17 protein-coding genes are annotated in these 17,558 nt (G+C 56.0%); 10 read left to right on the forward strand and 7 right to left on the reverse strand.

Annotation, left to right across the window (positions count from 1 at the left end):
• Window positions 1–105: 105 nt before the first annotated feature.
• Entirely contained in the window at window positions 106–1,365 is a 1,260-nt protein-coding gene (gene rhaA / locus ACMVME_RS21160) for an L-rhamnose isomerase (RefSeq protein WP_068795445.1), read from the reverse strand.
• Window positions 1,362–2,831: a rhamnulokinase gene (rhaB, locus tag ACMVME_RS21165; protein ID WP_068795444.1), complete on the reverse strand. Its 1,470-nt coding sequence runs from the start codon at window positions 2,829–2,831 to the stop codon at window positions 1,362–1,364. Before rhaB ends, rhaA begins: the two co-directional genes overlap by 4 nt.
• 301 nt (window positions 2,832–3,132) lie before the next feature.
• On the opposite strand from rhaB, the gene rhaS reads away from it, so the two are divergent.
• Together rhaS and rhaR are read left to right on the forward strand one after the other, a co-directional pair.
• Entirely contained in the window at window positions 3,133–3,969 is an 837-nt protein-coding gene (rhaS, locus tag ACMVME_RS21170) for an HTH-type transcriptional activator RhaS (protein ID WP_025202747.1), read from the forward strand.
• A 73-nt stretch (window positions 3,970–4,042) separates the two neighbouring features.
• Complete coding sequence (rhaR, locus tag ACMVME_RS21175; RefSeq protein WP_014172216.1) at window positions 4,043–4,891, forward strand: HTH-type transcriptional activator RhaR; 849 nt, start codon at window positions 4,043–4,045, stop codon at window positions 4,889–4,891.
• Here the strand turns inward: rhaR and rhaT are convergent, their stop codons facing one another.
• A complete protein-coding gene (rhaT, locus tag ACMVME_RS21180; protein ID WP_020883962.1) occupies window positions 4,892–5,926 on the reverse strand; it encodes an L-rhamnose/proton symporter RhaT in 1,035 nt (344 codons plus the stop codon).
• A 289-nt stretch (window positions 5,927–6,215) separates the two neighbouring features.
• On the opposite strand from rhaT, the gene sodA reads away from it, so the two are divergent.
• Window positions 6,216–6,836 carry a superoxide dismutase [Mn] gene (gene sodA / locus ACMVME_RS21185; RefSeq protein ID WP_014833772.1) on the forward strand — a complete coding sequence of 207 codons (621 nt, stop codon included), beginning with the start codon at window positions 6,216–6,218 and terminating at the stop codon, window positions 6,834–6,836.
• A gap of 70 nt (window positions 6,837–6,906) precedes the next feature.
• The gene (gene yiiM, locus ACMVME_RS21190; protein ID WP_068795443.1) at window positions 6,907–7,581 is read left to right on the forward strand and encodes a 6-hydroxyaminopurine reductase; all 675 of its coding nucleotides are present in this window, start codon (window positions 6,907–6,909) and stop codon (window positions 7,579–7,581) included.
• Window positions 7,582–7,635: 54 nt separating this feature from the next.
• Here the strand turns inward: yiiM and cpxA are convergent, their stop codons facing one another.
• Entirely contained in the window at window positions 7,636–9,009 is a 1,374-nt protein-coding gene (cpxA, locus tag ACMVME_RS21195; protein WP_010436910.1) for an envelope stress sensor histidine kinase CpxA, read from the reverse strand.
• A complete protein-coding gene (cpxR, locus tag ACMVME_RS21200) occupies window positions 9,006–9,704 on the reverse strand; it encodes an envelope stress response regulator transcription factor CpxR (protein WP_014172213.1) in 699 nt (232 codons plus the stop codon). The genes cpxA and cpxR overlap by 4 nt, the downstream gene beginning before the upstream one ends.
• Window positions 9,705–9,854: 150 nt before the next feature.
• Between cpxR and cpxP the strand changes: the two genes are divergently transcribed.
• From cpxP to ACMVME_RS21230, 6 genes are all read left to right on the forward strand, one after another.
• Complete coding sequence (gene cpxP / locus ACMVME_RS21205) at window positions 9,855–10,361, forward strand: cell-envelope stress modulator CpxP (protein WP_020883960.1); 507 nt, start codon at window positions 9,855–9,857, stop codon at window positions 10,359–10,361.
• A gap of 153 nt (window positions 10,362–10,514) precedes the next feature.
• Window positions 10,515–11,408 carry a CDF family cation-efflux transporter FieF gene (gene fieF, locus ACMVME_RS21210; protein WP_020883958.1) on the forward strand — a complete coding sequence of 298 codons (894 nt, stop codon included), beginning with the start codon at window positions 10,515–10,517 and terminating at the stop codon, window positions 11,406–11,408.
• Between the two features lie 173 nt (window positions 11,409–11,581).
• Complete coding sequence (pfkA, locus tag ACMVME_RS21215; protein WP_014172210.1) at window positions 11,582–12,544, forward strand: 6-phosphofructokinase; 963 nt, start codon at window positions 11,582–11,584, stop codon at window positions 12,542–12,544.
• Between the two features lie 208 nt (window positions 12,545–12,752).
• Window positions 12,753–13,742: a sulfate ABC transporter substrate-binding protein gene (locus ACMVME_RS21220; protein WP_032680073.1), complete on the forward strand. Its 990-nt coding sequence runs from the start codon at window positions 12,753–12,755 to the stop codon at window positions 13,740–13,742.
• 109 nt (window positions 13,743–13,851) lie between these two features.
• Window positions 13,852–14,595, forward strand: a complete 744-nt coding sequence (locus ACMVME_RS21225; RefSeq protein ID WP_025202751.1) for a CDP-diacylglycerol diphosphatase — start codon at window positions 13,852–13,854, stop codon at window positions 14,593–14,595.
• A 73-nt stretch (window positions 14,596–14,668) separates the two neighbouring features.
• On the forward strand, window positions 14,669–15,973 hold the full coding sequence (locus tag ACMVME_RS21230; protein WP_068795442.1) for an SLC13 family permease: 1,305 nt from the start codon (window positions 14,669–14,671) through the stop codon (window positions 15,971–15,973).
• 33 nt (window positions 15,974–16,006) lie between these two features.
• Here the strand turns inward: ACMVME_RS21230 and tpiA are convergent, their stop codons facing one another.
• Window positions 16,007–16,774 (reverse strand): triose-phosphate isomerase, encoded by a 768-nt coding sequence (tpiA, locus tag ACMVME_RS21235; protein WP_014172206.1) that lies wholly within the window; start codon window positions 16,772–16,774, stop codon window positions 16,007–16,009.
• Window positions 16,775–16,885: 111 nt separating this feature from the next.
• A complete protein-coding gene (locus ACMVME_RS21240; RefSeq protein ID WP_032680074.1) occupies window positions 16,886–17,482 on the reverse strand; it encodes a DUF1454 family protein in 597 nt (198 codons plus the stop codon).
• Between the last annotated feature and the right edge of the window lie 76 nt (window positions 17,483–17,558).

A 17,558-nucleotide genomic window follows, 5' to 3' on the forward strand; every position in this document is an offset into this window, starting at 1 on the left:
TTTCATTTCCCGTGATCGTGGTGAGCGTTTCCCTCACCCCGGCCCTCTCCCACAGGGAGAGGGGGTAAAAGTGGTCTCTTCCACAGGAAGAGGGTGAGGGCATATTTATCCGCGCTGACTCAGCACGTCTTTCTCATACATCCGCACGTTATCCAGCCACTGACTGCCCGCTGGGGTGTCGTTACGCTGGCAGTACATCTCCCACACCGCCTGCCACGGCAGGGTTTTCTGCTCTTCCAGCAGCACCAGGCGCGCGGTGTAATCGCCGTTCTCTTCCAGCTGCTTCAGGGCGCTGGTGGGCTCCAGTAGCGCACGCAGCAGGGCTTTTTTCATGTTGCGGATGCCAATCACCCATGCCGCGATGCGGTTGATGGAGGCATCAAAGAAGTCGAGGCCAATGTGCACGCGGTCAAACAGGTCGTGGCGAATGATTTCGCTGGCAATGGCCTGGGTTTCGTCATCCAGCAGCACCACGTGGTCGCTGTCCCAGCGTACGGGACGGCTCACGTGCAGCAGCAGGCGGGGTACGTAGAGCATGGCGGCGGAGATTTTGTCGGAGATCACCTCCGTCGGGTGGAAGTGGCCGGCATCCAGGCACAGCGCGGTCTGGCGGCTGGTGGCGTACCCCATGTAAAACTCGTTCGAGCCCACGGTGTAGCTTTCCGCACCAATACCGAACAGCTTGCTCTCTACGGCGTCGATGTGGTGCGCCGGGTTCAGTTTTTCGCTGATGGCTTCATCCAGCGCCGCCAGCAGGCGCTGACGCGGGGCCAGACGGTCAACGGTGATGTCTTTCATGCCGTCCGGGATCCAGATGTTCATCACCGACGGCGTGCCGAGCTGCTCGCCAAAGTACGCGGAGACGCGGCGGCTGGCTTTTACGTGGTCAATCCAGAACTGGCGGATATCGTCGTTCGCGTGGGCAAGGGTAAAACCGTCGGCGCTCAGCGGGTGTGAGAAGCAGGATGGGTTGAAATCCAGGCCCAGCTGGTTGGCTTTCGCCCACGCCACCCAGTTTTTAAAATGCGCAGGTTTGATCTCGTTACGCGCGACCGGCGTGTCAGATTCCAGATAGATAGCATGCAGGTTCAGCCGCTTAGGCCCCGGGATCAGGCTCAGCGCCAGCTCCAGGTCGGCGCGCAGCTCGGTGGCGTTACGCGCTTTGCCCGGATAGTTGCCGGTGGCCTGAATGCCCCCCGTCAGCGAGCCGCCCGGGTTTTCAAAACCGGCAACGTCGTCGCCCTGCCAGCAGTGCATGGAGACCGGCAGACGATCGAGCTGGCGCAGCGCCTCATCGACATCCACGCCGACGGCGGCGTAACGCTGTTTAGCCAGGTCCCAGGCTTGTTCAAGTTGAGTGGTCATGCGCAAAGCTCCTTAGTCAGTCGGTTTTGCTGAAACTGCGCCCGATAGCGGGCAATTTCATGGCAGGGATTGGGGATGAACGTGGTCAGCGTGGCGTTCGCCGAGACCACCGTGCGGAAATCGTCCACGCTGGCAAGTTCGTCCAGGGTCATGAGCTGAATGCCAATATTGCCGAGCGTCGACGCTTCAATCGGGCCCGCCACCACGGTGATCCCGCAGGCATCGGCGCAGAGCTGGTTCAGAAGCTGGTTCTGGCAGCCGCCACCGACAATATGCAGCTGAGTGAACGGCCGGCCGCGAAGGTCGGCCAGCTCGCTCAGGATCTCGGCATACAGCAGGGCGAGGCTGTCGAAAATACAGCGTGCCAGCTCTGCCGGTTTCGATGGCACGGGCTGCCCGGCGTCGACGCAGGCGGCCTGGATTTCGGCGCTCATGTCCGCCGGGTTGATAAAGCGGTCATCATTAGGATTGATCAGGAAACTGCAGGCTTTCAGTCTTTCGGTGTCGGCAATAAGCGCGGGCAGGTCGGTAATGTTCTGCTCTTTAAGCACGCGCTGGAGCAGCCACAGACCCATGATGTTCTTCAGCACGCGGTAGCGCCCTTCGGCACCGCCTTCGTTGGTGATGTTCGCGGCCAGCGCGGCATCGCTGGTGTAGGGGGTTTTGCTCTCAAAGCCCATCAGCGACCAGGTCCCGGAAGAGAGGTAGGCCGCGTCGTTACCGGCAAGCGGTGACGCAATGACGGCGCTGGCGGTATCGTGACTCGCAACCGCCACCACCGGGATCGCATTACCCTGCGGGCACATCCATTGCCCGATCACATTGCCAGGATGCGTCGGCGTACCGAACCAGGAGGGGGAAGCCCCGGTCCAGGCCAGCAGGTGTTCATCCCAGTTATCGGAGTTGATGTTCACCAGTTGCGTGGTGGTGGCGTTGGTGTATTCCCAGTTCATGTTGCCGGTCAGGCGGTAGCTGAAGTAGTCCGGGATCAGCAGCGCATGCGCCACGTGGGGAACCAGCGCCGGCTGCTGTTCGACCAGCGCGCGCAGTTGATAGAGCGTATTGAATGGCAGGAACTGAATGCCGCTGCGGCCATAAATATTCTCTTTGCCAAGCCCGGCAATCGCTCGCGCCATCAGGCCGTCGGTGCGGCTGTCGCGATAGGCTATCGGCAAACCAACGCGTTCACCGTTGCTGTCCAGCAGTACATAATCGACGCCCCAGGTATCGATGCCGATACTGTCGATACGGATCCCCGCATCGCAGACCTTCTGCAGTCCGGTGCGGATCGCTGCCTCAAGGCTGTCGATATCCCAGACCTCACAGCCGTCCTGCTTTTGCAGGCAGTTAACAAAGCGGTGCATCTCGCGAAGCGAAAGCGTCTGCCGCTTGCCGTCATAAGTGGCCAGCATTACACGGCCGCTGGATGCACCGAGATCGACAGCCACGCAATGGCGAAAAGTCATGGTTGTGTCCTTCTTAAAGTCATTAGCGGTGAGTGTAAAAAAAGGAACCCATCACCACCTTCTCGCCAGTGACAGCGGTTTTCCGGGGCTGGCAAGAAAGCAAAGGTGAACGTGAGGGAGTTCACAGTTTCCAGGCGTGACGGGGTTTGCAGGCAGTGTGACGCTTCCCGCATTTCCTGATCTTTCAGCCTGTTTCTTGAAAAACGGACAGTTTTTGCGAGGTTTACGGTCGAAAATTTAAGGTGAGGGGACGGGGCCTTAATTACTATTTTGAGAACATTTCTCATTGGTGGGGGCCGTTATGACCGTACTGCACAGCGTGGATTTTTTTCCTTCGGGTGGGTCGTCTGTCGCGATTGAACCGCGACTCCCTCAGGTGGCGTTTCCTGAGCATCATCATGATTTTCACGAAATTGTGATTGTTGAACATGGAACGGGGATCCATGTGTTTAACGGCCAGCCGTATACCATCAGTGGTGGGACGGTCTGCTTTGTGCGCGATCATGACCGGCACTTATATGAACATACCGACAACCTGTGCCTGACTAACGTGCTCTACCGTTCGCCCGATGCGTTCCAGTTCCTGTCCGGGCTGAACCATCTCCTGCCGCAGGAGAAGGACGGCATCTATCCTTCACACTGGCGGGTGAATCAGTCCACGCTGCAGCAGGTGCGTCAGCTGGTGAGCCAGATGGAACAGCGCGACGAGGGACAGGAGACCCACGTCATCGCCACGCGTGAGCTGCTGTTTATGCAGCTGCTGGTGCTGCTGCGTCGCAGTAGCATGGTGGCCGGGCTGGGGAATAACGATGCGCGTTTGACTCAACTGATGGCCTGGCTGGAGGACCATTTCGCCGAGGATGTCTGTTGGGAAACGCTGGCGGATGATTTTTCGCTGTCGCTCCGGACCTTGCATCGTCAGCTGAAGCAGCAAACCGGGCTGACGCCCCAGCGCTATCTGAACCGTCTGCGCCTGATTAAAGCGCGCCATCTGCTGCGTCATACCGATGAGAGCGTCACGGATATCGCCTATCGTTGCGGTTTCGGCGACAGTAACCACTTTTCGACCCTGTTTCGCCGGGAATTTAGCTGGTCACCGCGCGATATTCGCCAGGGAAAGGACGCGTCACTGCAGTAACGCGAGGGTTGTCACCGTTTCCCGTGGGCAAAAACGCTAATAATGTCAGGTTATTTGCTGTCGAGGTGGTGTCGTGGTTGCTCAGTTAATGCTTCGCAAAGTGGATTTTTTTGCCTCCGCCGGCCAGGCCGTCGCGGTGGCGGATCGCTATCCGCAAAACGTCTTTGCCGAGCACACTCATGAGTTCTGCGAGCTGGTGCTGGTGTGGCGGGGCAATGGCTTGCATATCCTCAACGACCGGCCCTACCGCATTACGCGTGGGGATCTGTTTTACATCCGTGCTGAAGACAAACACGCCTACGCTTCGGTCAACGACCTGGTCCTGCAGAACGTGATTTACTGCCCTGACAGGCTGAAACTCAACGTCGACTGGGCGGCTTACATTCCGGGTTTTAATGATACGAAGTGCGCGGCGCACTGGCGACTGAGCAGTAACGGCATGACGCAGGTGCGACAGGTGATTTCTCAGCTGGAGCAGGAGAGCCAGAAAAGCGATCCTGAGGCTCACCAGATGGCAGAACTGCTTTTCGCCCAGCTGGTCATGACGTTGACGCGCCATCGCTACGCCATTGATAACCCGTCGGCTACCGCGCAGGAAGCCCTGCTCGATAAGCTCATTACCACCCTGGCGGGCAGCCTTAACAAAAGCTTTGTGCTGGAGAAATTCTGCGAGCAGGCGCAGTGCAGCGAGCGCGCGTTGCGCCAGCAATTCCGCACCCAGACCGGGATGACGGTGAACCACTATCTGCGCCAGCTGCGCATCTGCCATGCCCAGTACCTGCTTCAGCATACGGAACTGATGGTCAGCGATGTGGCGATGCGCTGCGGCTTTGAGGACAGTAACTATTTTTCGGTGGTCTTTAACCGCGAGGTGGGGATGACGCCGGTTCAGTGGCGTCATCGCAGTCGTAACGCGGCGTAATCAGTTCGCCATGCCGAGGCCCACAATGTTGGCCGCAATAATGATCACCACGCACCCCAGACTCAGCACGCCCACCGGGCGACGCCCGGCGTTGTTCCACTCTTTCAGAAGCAGACCCACCAGCCCACCGCACAGCACGTAGAAGCTCATGTGCAGCATCCAGCTCATATAGTCATACTGCGCCGGAATACTGGCGTGACCCCACGCGTAGAAGAAGAACTGGAGATACCACATCAGCCCACCGAGCGCCGAGAGCAGCACGTTCCCGATAATCATCTGTTTAGCCAGCGAGAAGTCGGCTTTCAGTGACAAGGTCTTCACGTTTGCCAGACGGAAAAAACAGAAACCGAGGTTAACCACCGCTCCGCCACCCATGATCACCACGTAGCTTGGCAGTGCCACGTACAGCGGGTCGACGCCCAGTGCGGCAGCAGCTTCATGCATCGGTTTGGCGGCGTTCATCGCGAATGACATGCCTGCGGAGAAGATCCCGCACATCACCGCCAGCAGCAGGCCTTTCTTCAGGTTGAACTCTTCGGCTCTGATGCCCATTTTGCGCTCTTTCAGCTGCCCTGCGCGGGTGACAATGCCCACGCCAATGACGGCCACCAGCACGCCCAGCAGCGTCATCTGGCCGCCTTTGGTGTTGATCAGCACGTCGACGTTGCCGTTGAGGATCGGCGTCATCAGAGTGCCGACAATCAGCGTAATACCAATCGCGATGCCAATGCCCATCGACATGCCGAGGTAGCGCATGGTGAGGCCATAGTTAATGTTACCGACGCCCCACATGGCGCCAAAGAGAAAGACCGGCAGCAGGGTGGAGGCGTTAAAGGAGGAGAAGTAGCCCCAGAAATCCGGGAGCAGCATGGCGCTGATGGTCCAGGGAAGAATTATCCACGAGACTACACCGCCGACGGACCACATGGTTTCCCATGACCACTGTTTGACCTGTTTAAACGGGGCATAGAAACAGGCTGCACTGGCCGCGCCTATCAGATGCCAGAAAATACCCATCGTAATCGCATGATTCATGTTTACATCCTCATCGTTTTTATATGTCGGTGGCTTCCCACCGACTCGATGAGTGTAAAAATTAAGCAGTCGGGTAACCTTCGGAAGGTTGCCGCACTTTGGTTTTGAATGGCAATCAACGCGTTAACCGGGTGAGCAGACTCACAATTTCAGCAATAACCGAAAACCGAATAACCTTATAAAAACTACGGCATTGATAATCATTTTCAATATCATTTAATTAACTATAATGAACCAACTGCTTACGCGGCATTAACAGCTGTGCCGCCCGACAATAATGGAGAGGATTATGAGTTATACACTGCCATCCCTGCCGTATGCCTACGACGCACTGGAACCGCATTTCGACAAGCAGACGATGGAAATCCATCACACCAAACACCACCAGACCTATGTGAACAACGCGAACGCCGCGCTGGAAAGCCTGCCAGAGTTCGCTAGCCTGCCTGTTGAAGAGCTGATCACTAAACTGGACCAGCTGCCAGCTGACAAGAAAACCGTTCTGCGTAACAACGCAGGTGGTCACGCTAACCACAGCCTGTTCTGGAAAGGCCTGAAAACCGGTACCACCCTGCAGGGCGACCTGAAAGCGGCTATCGAGCGCGATTTCGGTTCTGTAGACAACTTCAAAGCGGAATTCGAAAAAGCCGCTGCGACCCGTTTCGGCTCTGGCTGGGCGTGGCTGGTTCTGAAAGGTGACAAACTGGCGGTTGTTTCAACGGCTAACCAGGACTCCCCGCTGATGGGTGAAGCAATCTCTGGCGCATCCGGTTTCCCTATCCTGGGTCTGGACGTGTGGGAACACGCTTACTACCTGAAATTCCAGAACCGTCGCCCGGACTACATCAAAGCCTTCTGGGACGTGGTGAACTGGGACGAAGCAGCAGCGCGTTTCGCCGCGAAAAAATAAGGTTGCATTGACGCCTGTGAGAAGCGAGTCTGATGACTCGCTTTTTTTGTATCTGCAGAAAGGAGCAGCGATGCATTTTCCGGTGAATGTCTTTACAGGCAAGGTAAGGGAGTACGACGGCAGCCGCCCGAGCGCCATCGCCAAAATTCAGGTCGACGGCGAGTTGACGTTAACCGACCTCGGGCTGGTGGGCGATGAGCAGGCCGAAAAGAAAATCCATGGCGGGCCTGACCGCGCGCTGTGCCACTATCCGCGGGAACACTATCAGCACTGGATAACCGAGTTTCCCGAACAGGCGGATATGTTTGTCGCGCCCGCGTTTGGTGAGAATCTCTCAACGGAAGGGCTGACCGAGAAAAACGTCTTTATCGGCGATATCTACCGCTGGGGCGATGCCCTGATTCAGGTGACGCAGCCGCGCTCGCCGTGCTTCAAACTAAACTATCATTTCGGCATCAGCGACATGTCTGCCCGACTGCAGAGCGCGGGTAAAACGGGCTGGTTATATCGGGTGGTGCTGGCAGGTCAGGTATCGGCAGATGAGCCGCTGGTGCTGGCATCGCGCCTGAGTGATGTCTCGGTATATGACGCCTGCGCGATCGCCTGGCATATGCCGTTTGATGACGACCAGTACCATCGGCTTTTGTCCGCTGCAGGGCTGTCCACGAGCTGGACCCGAACGATGCAGAAACGCCGTTTAAGTTGCAAGATCGAAGATAATTCGCGGAGATTGTGGGGGAAATAGTTTCCCCGCAGGAGAGGCAAGCCGGGTCAGCGATACCGCCGCCCGGCTAAACGGCTACGAACGTTTATACAACGGCAGCCACAGCGTTAACCGCAACCCACCCAGCGGGCTGTCGTCGGCCTTCACCCAGCCGCGATGCTGCTGCATGGCGGTTTCCACAATCGCCAGACCCAACCCCGTGCCGCCAGATTCACGGTCACGCGCCTCGTCGGTACGGTAGAACGGACGGAAAATCTGTTCGCGGTCTTCCGGGCTTACCCCAGGACCATCGTCATCAACGATGATGGTGATCCCGTCTTTATCCACCGAGAAGGCTACTTCAATCTTCGTGTGCGAATAGCGCAGGGCGTTACGCACGATGTTCTCCAGCGCGCTTTCCAGCGTGTTGGGGTTACCGTACAGCGGCCATGGCCCCGGCGGGAAGTTGACGGTAAAGGATTTCCCCATCTGCTCCGCTTCGAACGCCGCGTTATCCAGCACTTCATGCCACAGGTGGTTGGCTTTCACCGTTTCGCTCACCAGCGCATTTTTCTGCTGATTGCGCGACATGACCAGCAGGTCGTTAATCATGCTGTCCAGACGATGCGCTTCCGTTTCAATACGTTCCAGCTCTTTGCTCTCACCGCTGCGGCGACGCAGCAGCGCGGTGCCGAGCTGTAAGCGCGTGAGCGGCGTGCGCAGCTCGTGCGAGATATCCGACAGCAGGCGTTGCTGTGCCGTCATCATGCGGTCGAGGGCGCTCACCATCTGGTTAAAACTGGTCCCCGCGGCAAGGAACTCCTGTGGACCGGCTTCCAGTTCAGGGTGTTGTCGCAGGTTACCCTGCGCCACTTCGTCCGCCGCGTTTTTCAGCTTACGCGCCGGTTTCGCCAGACTCCACGCCAGCCACAGCAGCAGCGGTGAGCTGACCAGCATGGTGACAATCAGCAGCAGAAGCGGACGGTCAAACAGCAGGTTGATGAAATCGGACTGGGAGTTGCTCGCCGGGCGGATCAGGTAAAGCTGGTAATTATCCTCGCCATCTCTGACGGAGAAGGGGCCCACCATCTCAACCCGACCGTATTTTTTCTTCTGAGGATGGTCGGCGTTATCCGCCTGACCAATGAAGTTACGGATGATCTGCATTTCATTGCGATCGGCGCCAATCACGCGCCCTTCGCTGGTCACCAGCAACAGGCGCTGGCCTGGCGGTGCCCATTTGTCGATAGCGCGAAACAGCCTGCGCCACCACATTAAATCGTTCGGCGGGTCGTTTGCCAGCTCGGCTTCCACGTGCTGCTCGATCATCACGCCCTGACGTTGCTCGCTGTCGAGAAGCTCCGTCATCTGGCGTGAGTCGAGTTTTGGCAACATCAAAACGAGCATTAAAACCAGTGCCAGCGTCAGCCAGAAAATGGCGAAGATGCGGGCTGTTAAGCTTCCTATCATGAAGCGGAAACCATCAGATAACCGCGACCACGCAGGGTTTTAAACCACGGGTGCCCGTCTTTGCGTTCCGGCAGCTTGCGGCGCAGGTTCGAGATATGCATATCGATGGCGCGATCAAACGGGGTGAGGCGTTTGCCGAGCACTTCCTGGCTCAAATGTTCACGCGATACCACCTGGCCGAGGTGCTGGGCCAGCAGGTACAGCAGGGTGAACTCGGTGCCAGTCAGTTCCAGCGTTTCACCGTCAAAACTCGCTTCCTGACGGCCCGGATTCAGGCTCAGGGAGTCGACTTCCAGCGTCGGTGAACTGTTGTCGCTGTTCTGCTGCTGTTCGCTCCAGTGAGAGCGACGCAGGATAGCGCGAATACGGGCAACCAGTTCACGGTCGTTAAACGGCTTTGGTAAATAGTCATCCGCGCCCAGCTCAAGGCCAAGTACACGGTCAAGTTCGCTGCCGCGAGCGGTCAGCATAATTACGGGCGTCTGGTGTGTCTGGCGAAGCTCTTTCAACGTATCAATGCCGTTTTTCTTCGGCATCATAACGTCGAGCAAAAGTAAATCGATGCTGTCGTCAAGGAGACTCAGCGCCTGCTCGCCATCATGGGCAACCAGAACGTTGAAACCTTCCATGTCGAGCAACTCCTTTAAAAGGGATGTGAGCTCTCGGTCATCATCAACTAACAGGATTTTATTCATTGTTTAAATACCTCCGAGGCAGAAATTACGACATCAAGGCTATCTAATCCATGACTTTACGTTGTTTTACACCCCCTGACGCATGTTTGCAGCCTGAATCGTAGACTGTCTCTCGTTGAATCGCGACACGAAAGATTTTGGGAGCAAGTGATGCGCAAAGTTACCGCTGCCGTCATGGCCTCAACGCTGGCGTTCAGTACATTAAGCCAGGCCGCTGTAGCTATCCCCGGCGATAACGGGCCCTCAACGGAGGGGGCAACGCAGCACAGCAGCCAAAGCCATATGTTTGATGGCATAAGTTTAACCGAACATCAGCGTCAACAGATGCGAGATCTGATGCAGAGGGCACGACACGACCAGCCCCCTGTTAATGTTAGCGAAATGGAGACAATGCACCGCCTTGTCACCGCAGAAAAATTTGACGAAAGCGCTGTACGCGCTCAGGCCGAAAAAATGGCACAGGAGCAGGTTGCCCGCCAGGTAGAGATGGCGAAGGTCCGCAACCAGATGTTCCACCTGCTAACGCCCGAGCAGCAAGCGGTTTTGAACACAAGACATCAGCAGCGAATGGACCAGTTGCGTGAGGTTGCACGGATGCAGCGAAGCTCAGAAACAACGTTTTTCAGTAGCAATAGCAGTACCCGTAGTAACCAGTAAACCCTGTTTTCCTTGCCATAGACACCATCCCTGTCTTCCCCCACATGATGTGGGGGTTTTTTTTGCCCTTCATTCTGCTTTGTTAACCGTTTATTCATCCTTTGACTCCCCATGCTTCCGTTATACTAGCGGCATGACATGACAGGAGCGTTTATGAATCAATCCTATGGAAGACTGGTAAGTCGGGCAGCGATTGCAGCAACCATCGTGGCTTCAAGCCTGTTAGTGATTAAAATTTTTGCGTGGTGGTATACCGGCTCAGTCAGTATTCTCGCGGCGCTGGTGGACTCGTTGATGGATATTGCCGCCTCGCTGACGAACCTGCTGGTTGTGCGTTACTCGCTGCAACCGGCGGATGAAGAACATACGTTTGGGCACGGGAAAGCCGAATCGCTGGCCGCGCTGGCGCAAAGCATGTTTATTTCCGGCTCCGCGCTGTTTCTGTTTTTAACCGGTATTCAGCATCTCGTCTCGCCGTCACCGATGAACGATCCCGGCGTGGGCGTGGTCGTGACGATTGTGGCACTTATATGCACACTTGTTCTGGTAACGTTCCAGCGCTGGGTTGTTCGCAAAACGCAAAGCCAGGCTGTACGGGCGGATATGCTTCATTATCAATCTGATGTTATGATGAATGGCGCTATTCTTATTGCGCTCGGTCTGGCCTGGTATGGCTGGCATCGGGCCGATGCGTTGTTTGCGTTAGGGATTGGCATCTATATTTTATATAGCGCCTTACGGATGGGGTATGAAGCGGTGCAATCGCTTCTGGACCGCGCCCTCCCGGACTCAGAACGTAATGAAATTTTTTCTATCGTGACCTCCTGGCCTGGTGTCAGAGGTGCACACGATCTTCGAACGCGGCAGTCAGGGCCGACCCGCTTTATTCAGATTCATATTGAAATGGAAGACAACCTGCCACTGGTTCAGGCTCACGTTATTGCTGAGCAGGTCGAGCAGGCGATTTTGCAGCGTTTTCCTGGTTCAGACGTCATTATTCACCAGGATCCCTGCTCGGTTGTACCCGGACATGTTGAGCTTTCGTAATTGGTTGTAAAAAAGTGAGCCAGGCCAGCATTTTGTGTATAAATTACCGCCATTTGGTCTGACCTGAATCAATTCAGCTGGAAGTGATTGATATACTATTTGCAGTATTCGTTGGTCGATAAATTCTTCCGGCAACAGATTTCAATTTTGCATTCCTAAGTTCAGAGGTAGTCATGATTAAGAAAATCGGTGTGTTGACAAGCGGCGGTGATGCGCCGGGCATGAACGCGGCAATTCGTGGGGTTGTCCGTTCAGCGCTGACGGAAGGCCTGGAAGTTTTTGGTATCTATGATGGTTATCTGGGCCTGTATGAAGATCGCATGGTTCAGCTCGACCGTTACAGCGTGTCCGACATGATCAACCGTGGCGGTACCTTCCTCGGTTCTGCGCGCTTCCCGGAATTCCGTGATGAACACGTCCGTGAAGTGGCTATTGAGAACATGAAAAAACGTGGCCTCGACGCACTGGTTGTTATTGGTGGTGACGGCTCGTACATGGGTGCAAAACGTCTGACTGAAATGGGCTTCCCGTGCATCGGGCTGCCGGGTACGATCGACAACGACATCAAAGGCACTGACTACACCATCGGTTATTTCACCGCACTGGGCACCGTTGTTGAAGCGATTGACCGCCTGCGCGACACCTCTTCTTCCCACCAACGTATCTCCATCGTGGAAGTGATGGGCCGTTACTGTGGTGACCTGACGCTGGCTGCGGCCATCGCCGGCGGTTGTGAGTTCGTAGTGGTTCCGGAAGTGGAATTCAGCCGTGAAGATCTGGTGGCTGAAATCAAAGCGGGTATCGCAAAAGGCAAGAAACACGCCATCGTAGCCATCACCGAGCATATCTGTGACGTTGACGAGCTGGCGAAGTACATCGAAACCGAAACCAAACGTGAAACGCGCGCTACCGTTCTGGGCCACATCCAGCGTGGGGGTTCCCCGGGTCCATACGACCGCATCCTGGCATCACGTATGGGTGCATACGCCATTGAACTGCTGCTGCAGGGTCATGGCGGTCGTTGCGTGGGTATTCAGAACGAAAAACTGGTTCACCATGACATCATCGACGCCATTGAAAACATGAAGCGTCCGTTCAAGGGTGACTGGCTGGACTGCGCAAAAAAACTGTACTAAGCGGTGACTTTCCCCCGGTCGCGCTGAGTTAACCGGGTCCGCAGTCCACGCTCATAAAGACCGGGTAAGGCGATATCGCCACCCGGTTTTTTTATGCCTGCTCGTTTTTATTCCTCTACGTTATAGCCAATCTTTTTTTATTCTTTAATCATTGGTTAGCTTTCTGGCACGCTGCAAGCATCAAAACACTACACAAGAGATCCGGGCGATGAATAAATGGGGCGTGGGGTTAACATTATTGCTGGCATCGACCAGCGTTCTGGCTAAGGACATCCAGTTACTAAACGTGTCATACGACCCGACGCGTGAGCTGTACGAGCAGTACAACAAAGCCTTCGCGGCACACTGGAAACAGGAAACCGGCGACAACGTGGTGGTGCGTCAGTCTCATGGTGGCTCCGGTAAGCAGGCGACCTCAGTCATCAACGGGATTGAGGCCGACGTGGTTACCCTGGCGCTGGCCTATGACGTCGACGCCATCGCCGAGCGTGGGCGTATCGATAAAAACTGGATCAAACGCCTGCCAGACAACTCAGCGCCTTACACCTCGACCATTGTTTTCCTGGTGCGTAAGGGCAACCCAAAACAAATTCATGACTGGAACGATCTGGTTAAGCCGGGCGTTTCCATTATCACCCCGAACCCGAAAAGCTCGGGTGGCGCACGCTGGAACTACCTGGCGGCCTGGGGCTACGCGCTGCATCACAACAACGGTGACCAGGCGAAAGCCCAGGCGTTCGTGAAAGCGCTGTATAAAAACGTTGAGGTGCTGGACTCTGGCGCACGTGGTGCCACGAACACCTTCGTTGAGCGTGGGATTGGCGACGTGCTGATCGCATGGGAAAACGAAGCCCTGCTCGCCACCCACGAACTGGGTAAAGACAAGTTCGAGATCGTTACGCCAGGCGAATCTATCCTCGCCGAACCTACCGTTTCTGTGGTTGATAAAGTGGTTGAGAAGAAAGAGACCAAAGCGGTGGCGGAAGCGTACCTGAAGTATCTCTACTCGCCAGAAGGCCAGGAAATTGCGGCGAAAAACTACTATCGTCCACGCGATCCGGCGGTGGCGAAGAAATATGAAAGCGTCTTCCCGAAACTGAAGCTTTTCACCATTGATGAAGAGTTCGGCGGCTGGGCGAAAGCGCAGAAAGAGCACTTCTCTAACGGCGGAACTTTCGACCAGATCAGCAAGCGCTAAACGTTAGCAGGACAGGCACGGTGACCCGGCGCGAGAAATCCGCCGGGTTTTTTATTTGGTCATCATTTTGCGTTACTCTTTCGCCACTATCGAAAACAGGGAACGCATTGTGAAAAAAATACTATTACTGATTCTGGTTGTCATCATTCTTGCCGCGGGTGGCTGGTACTGGATGAAAGCGGGTAATCCGAATGCGTTGCGTCATATCGTTCTCGACCAGTGTCTGCCGAATCAACTCCAGCACCGTAACCCGGCCCCGTGCGCGCAGGTAAAGCCTGATGCGGGTTATGTGGTGTTTAAAGACCGCAACGGGCCGCTGCAGTATCTCCTGATGCCGACTTACCGTATCAAAGGAACCGAAAGCCCGCTGTTGACCGAGCCGAATACGCCCAACTTCTTCTGGCTGGCCTGGCAGTCACGCAACTTTATGAGCATGAAGCGCGGGGCCGAGGTGCCGGACAGCGCAATTTCGCTCACCATTAACTCCCCGACAGGCCGTACGCAGAACCATTTTCATATCCATATCTCCTGCCTGCGCCCGGACGTGCGCGAGAAGCTTAATGCTGCGCAGGGGCAAATCAGTACCCAGTGGTTACCGTTCCCGGGCGGGCTGGAAGGGCATGAGTACCTCGCCCGTCGCGTGACGGAAAATGAGCTGGTACAGCGCAGTCCGTTTATGATGCTGGCTGAAGAGCTGCCGGAAGCGCGTGACCATATGGGGCGCTTCGCGCTGGCCATGGCGCAGCAGTCGGATGGATCGTTTGTCTTACTGGCGACCGAACGTAACTTGCTGACCCTGAATCGCGCGTCGGCTGAGGAATTGCAGGATCATCAATGCGATATCCTGAAGTGACCTCACCATAAATAGCGTTTACTCGTCTTGCCTGTCGCCGTAGACTTGCTGAAAAAAACGACAGGAGACAGGAATGTCGCTCTGGTTAACGCATCCTCTGTTTGTGCCCTCATTGATAGTCGGCGTCACCATCGTGCTGTGGGCGACGTCGCTATTGCCGGAATTTATCACCGCGCTGCTGTTTTTCACGGCAGCGATGACCGCCAGAATCGCCCCGGCGGAGGTGATTTTTGGTGGTTTTGCCTCGTCTGCATTCTGGTTAGTGTTTAGCGGCTTCGTGCTGGGGGTGGCAATCCGTAAAACCGGTCTGGCGGACAGGGCCGCACGGGCGCTGTCGGCAAAACTCACGGATTCGTGGGTATTGATGGTGGCAAGCGTGGTGGGGCTGAGCTACGCGCTGGCGTTTGTGATGCCGTCGAATATGGGCCGTATCGCGCTGCTGATGCCGATTGTCGCCGCCATGGCCAAAAGGGCCGCCATCCCCGACGGTTCCCGCGCGTGGTATGGCCTGGCGCTGGCCGTCGGGTTCGGAACCTTCCAGCTCTCGGCGACCATCCTGCCTGCCAACGTGCCGAATCTGGTGATGAGTGGCGCCGCGGAGGGCTCGTACGGGATCCATCTGAACTATGTCCCGTATCTGCTGCTGCATACACCCGTCCTCGGGATCCTGAAAGGGGGCATTCTGATCGGCCTGATCTGCTGGTTGTTCCCCGGCAGCCCGAAACCGGCCACCGATCTTACGCCGTCTGAACCGATGGGCCGGGATGAAAAGCGTCTCGCCTGGCTGCTGGCGGTGGTGCTGGGGATGTGGGTGACAGAGAGCTGGCACGGCGTTGGACCGGCGTGGACGGGCCTTGCGGCATCGGTTATCGTCATGCTGCCACGCATTGGGTTTATCACCGGTGAAGAGTTTTCTGCGGGAGTGAACATGCGCACCTGCATTTACGTGGCGGGGATTCTCGGGCTGGCGATTGTAGTGACCCAAACGGGTATCGGTTCCGCGGTGGGGGAGGCGTTATTGCGGATTATGCCGCTTGATGCCAGCAGACCGTTCACCAGCTTCCTGGCGCTTACCGGTATTACCACGGCGCTCAACTTCATTATGACCGCGAACGGTGTACCGGCGTTGTACACCACGCTGGCACAGAGTTTTTCGGACGCCACCGGTTTCCCGCTGTTGTCGGTGATCATGATTCAGGTACTGGGGTATTCCACGCCGCTGCTGCCGTATCAGGCGTCGCCGATTGTGGTGGCAATGGGTTTAGGGAAGGTGCCTGCAAAGGCGGGGATGTTGCTCTGTCTGGCGCTGGCGATTGCAACGTATCTGGTGCTGCTGCCGCTGGATTATCTGTGGTTTAGCGTGCTGGGGAAAGTGTAATTTCCCTCCCCGGTGGGGGAGGGAAGTCGGTTTTTACGCCTGTTTAGCCGCTTCTGCTGCTTTAACGATCACCGCGAAAGCGTCAGCTTTCAGGGATGCACCGCCAACCAGCGCGCCATCGATGTCTGGCTGGGTGAACAGCTCAGCAGCGTTGGATGCGTTAACGGAACCGCCGTACTGAATAATTACCTGCTCAGCCACTTTCGCGTCCGCTTTAGCAATGTGGTCACGGATAAATTTGTGAACCGCCTGTGCCTGCGCAGGGGTCGCTGATTTGCCGGTACCGATCGCCCAGACGGGTTCGTACGCGATAACCGCGCCTTCGAATGCTGCAGCACCCTGTGTTTTCAGCACGGCGTCGATCTGACGAGCACACACTTCTTCCGTTTTGCCTGCTTCGTTTTCGGCTTCGGTTTCACCAATGCACAGAACCGGGATCAGACCCTGCTCTTTCAGCACCGCGAATTTCTTCGCGATAAATTCGTCGGATTCTTTGTGGTAAGTGCGACGCTCAGAGTGGCCGATGATGATGTATTTCGCGCCGATATCTTTCAGCATTTCAGCAGAGGTTTCACCGGTGAATGCGCCTGACAGGTTAACGTCAACGTTCTGTGCGCCCAGAATAATGTGGCTGCCATCAGCGGCATGTTTAGCCAGATCCAGGTACATATCCGGCGGAGCGATAGCAACCGCGCAGCCCGTCACGCCCGCCAGCTCTTTACGCAGGTTCGCAACCAGTTCGTTTACCATGTGGCGGCTGCCGTTCAGTTTCCAGTTACCCATCACTAAAGGATGTCGCATTTCAATTCTCCACGCTAAATTAGCGAATTAAGGAATATGGCCGCCCTGTCGGGCAGCATGGTCTGTGAATCAGTATAGAGATTTTCCCTCGAAAGGCTTTGCTTTTTGTCATTAATTCGCCCCTCCGAGTGTGTCTGATAGTGCCAGCTTAATCGGTTCAACAGCGAAGGTCAGTCCTTTTTCGCCGTTATCTGCCACCACATAGCGTATGGCCCCTTCGGTATCGGCGTAGTAACGCTTGTTTTTACCGGCGGTGAGGAGTTTTTGCAGCTTTTGCTGGCTTTGCTTTTTGGTCAGTGCGGGCGTAAAAGCCTGCAGTATCGCGCTCATGTACTCGAGCGCTTTTGCCTTAGCGGCTTTCTGCTCTGGCCCCTGAATCGGCAGCCAGGTTATCTGCATGCTTTTGATTTTTAGCGTGCCGCGCTCCAGCGCAGTGGAGGCATATAAATTCTCGTTAATCTTGCTCGCAGCCCGGGTCAGGGTTGGCGTATCCCGGGAGCTGTCAATGGCGCGGAATTCATCCAGCGGTAGCGTGGGGTTGGTTTTATTGAAGGTTTCACGAAACTGGCTGATTGACTGATCGAACGAGGGCGCACCTGCCAGCAGATAGGGGGCTGTCGTCGGGGCAGTGGTTTCGGCGGCGTGCAGGGGGACACCCGCGATGAGCATCACTAAACACAGGAAAAGAGAACGTGCCGAACTTTTCATCAACATTGCCCCTGGCCGTAAGTGCTCATGATTAAATCGATATCTGGTCGGCTTGTCAAAAGGTCACAACTCCAGG

It is taken from the genome of Enterobacter cloacae complex sp. 2024EL-00711 (assembly GCF_047529885.1).
Lineage (GTDB): Bacteria > Pseudomonadota > Gammaproteobacteria > Enterobacterales > Enterobacteriaceae > Enterobacter > Enterobacter ludwigii.

Excerpts from the sequence above, each read along its gene's own strand:
- ACMVME_RS21230 (WP_068795442.1), top strand. The coding sequence starts at position 14,669 with ATGTCGCTCTGGTTAACGCATCCTCTGTTTGTGCCCTCATTGATAGTC.
- yiiM (WP_068795443.1), top strand. The coding sequence starts at position 6,907 with ATGCATTTTCCGGTGAATGTCTTTACAGGCAAGGTAAGGGAGTACGAC.
- cpxA (WP_010436910.1), bottom strand. The coding sequence starts at position 9,009 with ATGATAGGAAGCTTAACAGCCCGCATCTTCGCCATTTTCTGGCTGACG.
- rhaS (WP_025202747.1), top strand. The coding sequence starts at position 3,133 with ATGACCGTACTGCACAGCGTGGATTTTTTTCCTTCGGGTGGGTCGTCT.
- fieF (WP_020883958.1), top strand. The coding sequence starts at position 10,515 with ATGAATCAATCCTATGGAAGACTGGTAAGTCGGGCAGCGATTGCAGCA.
- tpiA (WP_014172206.1), bottom strand. The coding sequence starts at position 16,774 with ATGCGACATCCTTTAGTGATGGGTAACTGGAAACTGAACGGCAGCCGC.
- ACMVME_RS21220 (WP_032680073.1), top strand. The coding sequence starts at position 12,753 with ATGAATAAATGGGGCGTGGGGTTAACATTATTGCTGGCATCGACCAGC.
- rhaA (WP_068795445.1), bottom strand. The coding sequence starts at position 1,365 with ATGACCACTCAACTTGAACAAGCCTGGGACCTGGCTAAACAGCGTTAC.
- rhaB (WP_068795444.1), bottom strand. The coding sequence starts at position 2,831 with ATGACTTTTCGCCATTGCGTGGCTGTCGATCTCGGTGCATCCAGCGGC.
- sodA (WP_014833772.1), top strand. The coding sequence starts at position 6,216 with ATGAGTTATACACTGCCATCCCTGCCGTATGCCTACGACGCACTGGAA.
- pfkA (WP_014172210.1), top strand. The coding sequence starts at position 11,582 with ATGATTAAGAAAATCGGTGTGTTGACAAGCGGCGGTGATGCGCCGGGC.
- rhaT (WP_020883962.1), bottom strand. The coding sequence starts at position 5,926 with ATGAATCATGCGATTACGATGGGTATTTTCTGGCATCTGATAGGCGCG.
- ACMVME_RS21240 (WP_032680074.1), bottom strand. The coding sequence starts at position 17,482 with ATGAAAAGTTCGGCACGTTCTCTTTTCCTGTGTTTAGTGATGCTCATC.
- cpxR (WP_014172213.1), bottom strand. The coding sequence starts at position 9,704 with ATGAATAAAATCCTGTTAGTTGATGATGACCGAGAGCTCACATCCCTT.
- cpxP (WP_020883960.1), top strand. The coding sequence starts at position 9,855 with ATGCGCAAAGTTACCGCTGCCGTCATGGCCTCAACGCTGGCGTTCAGT.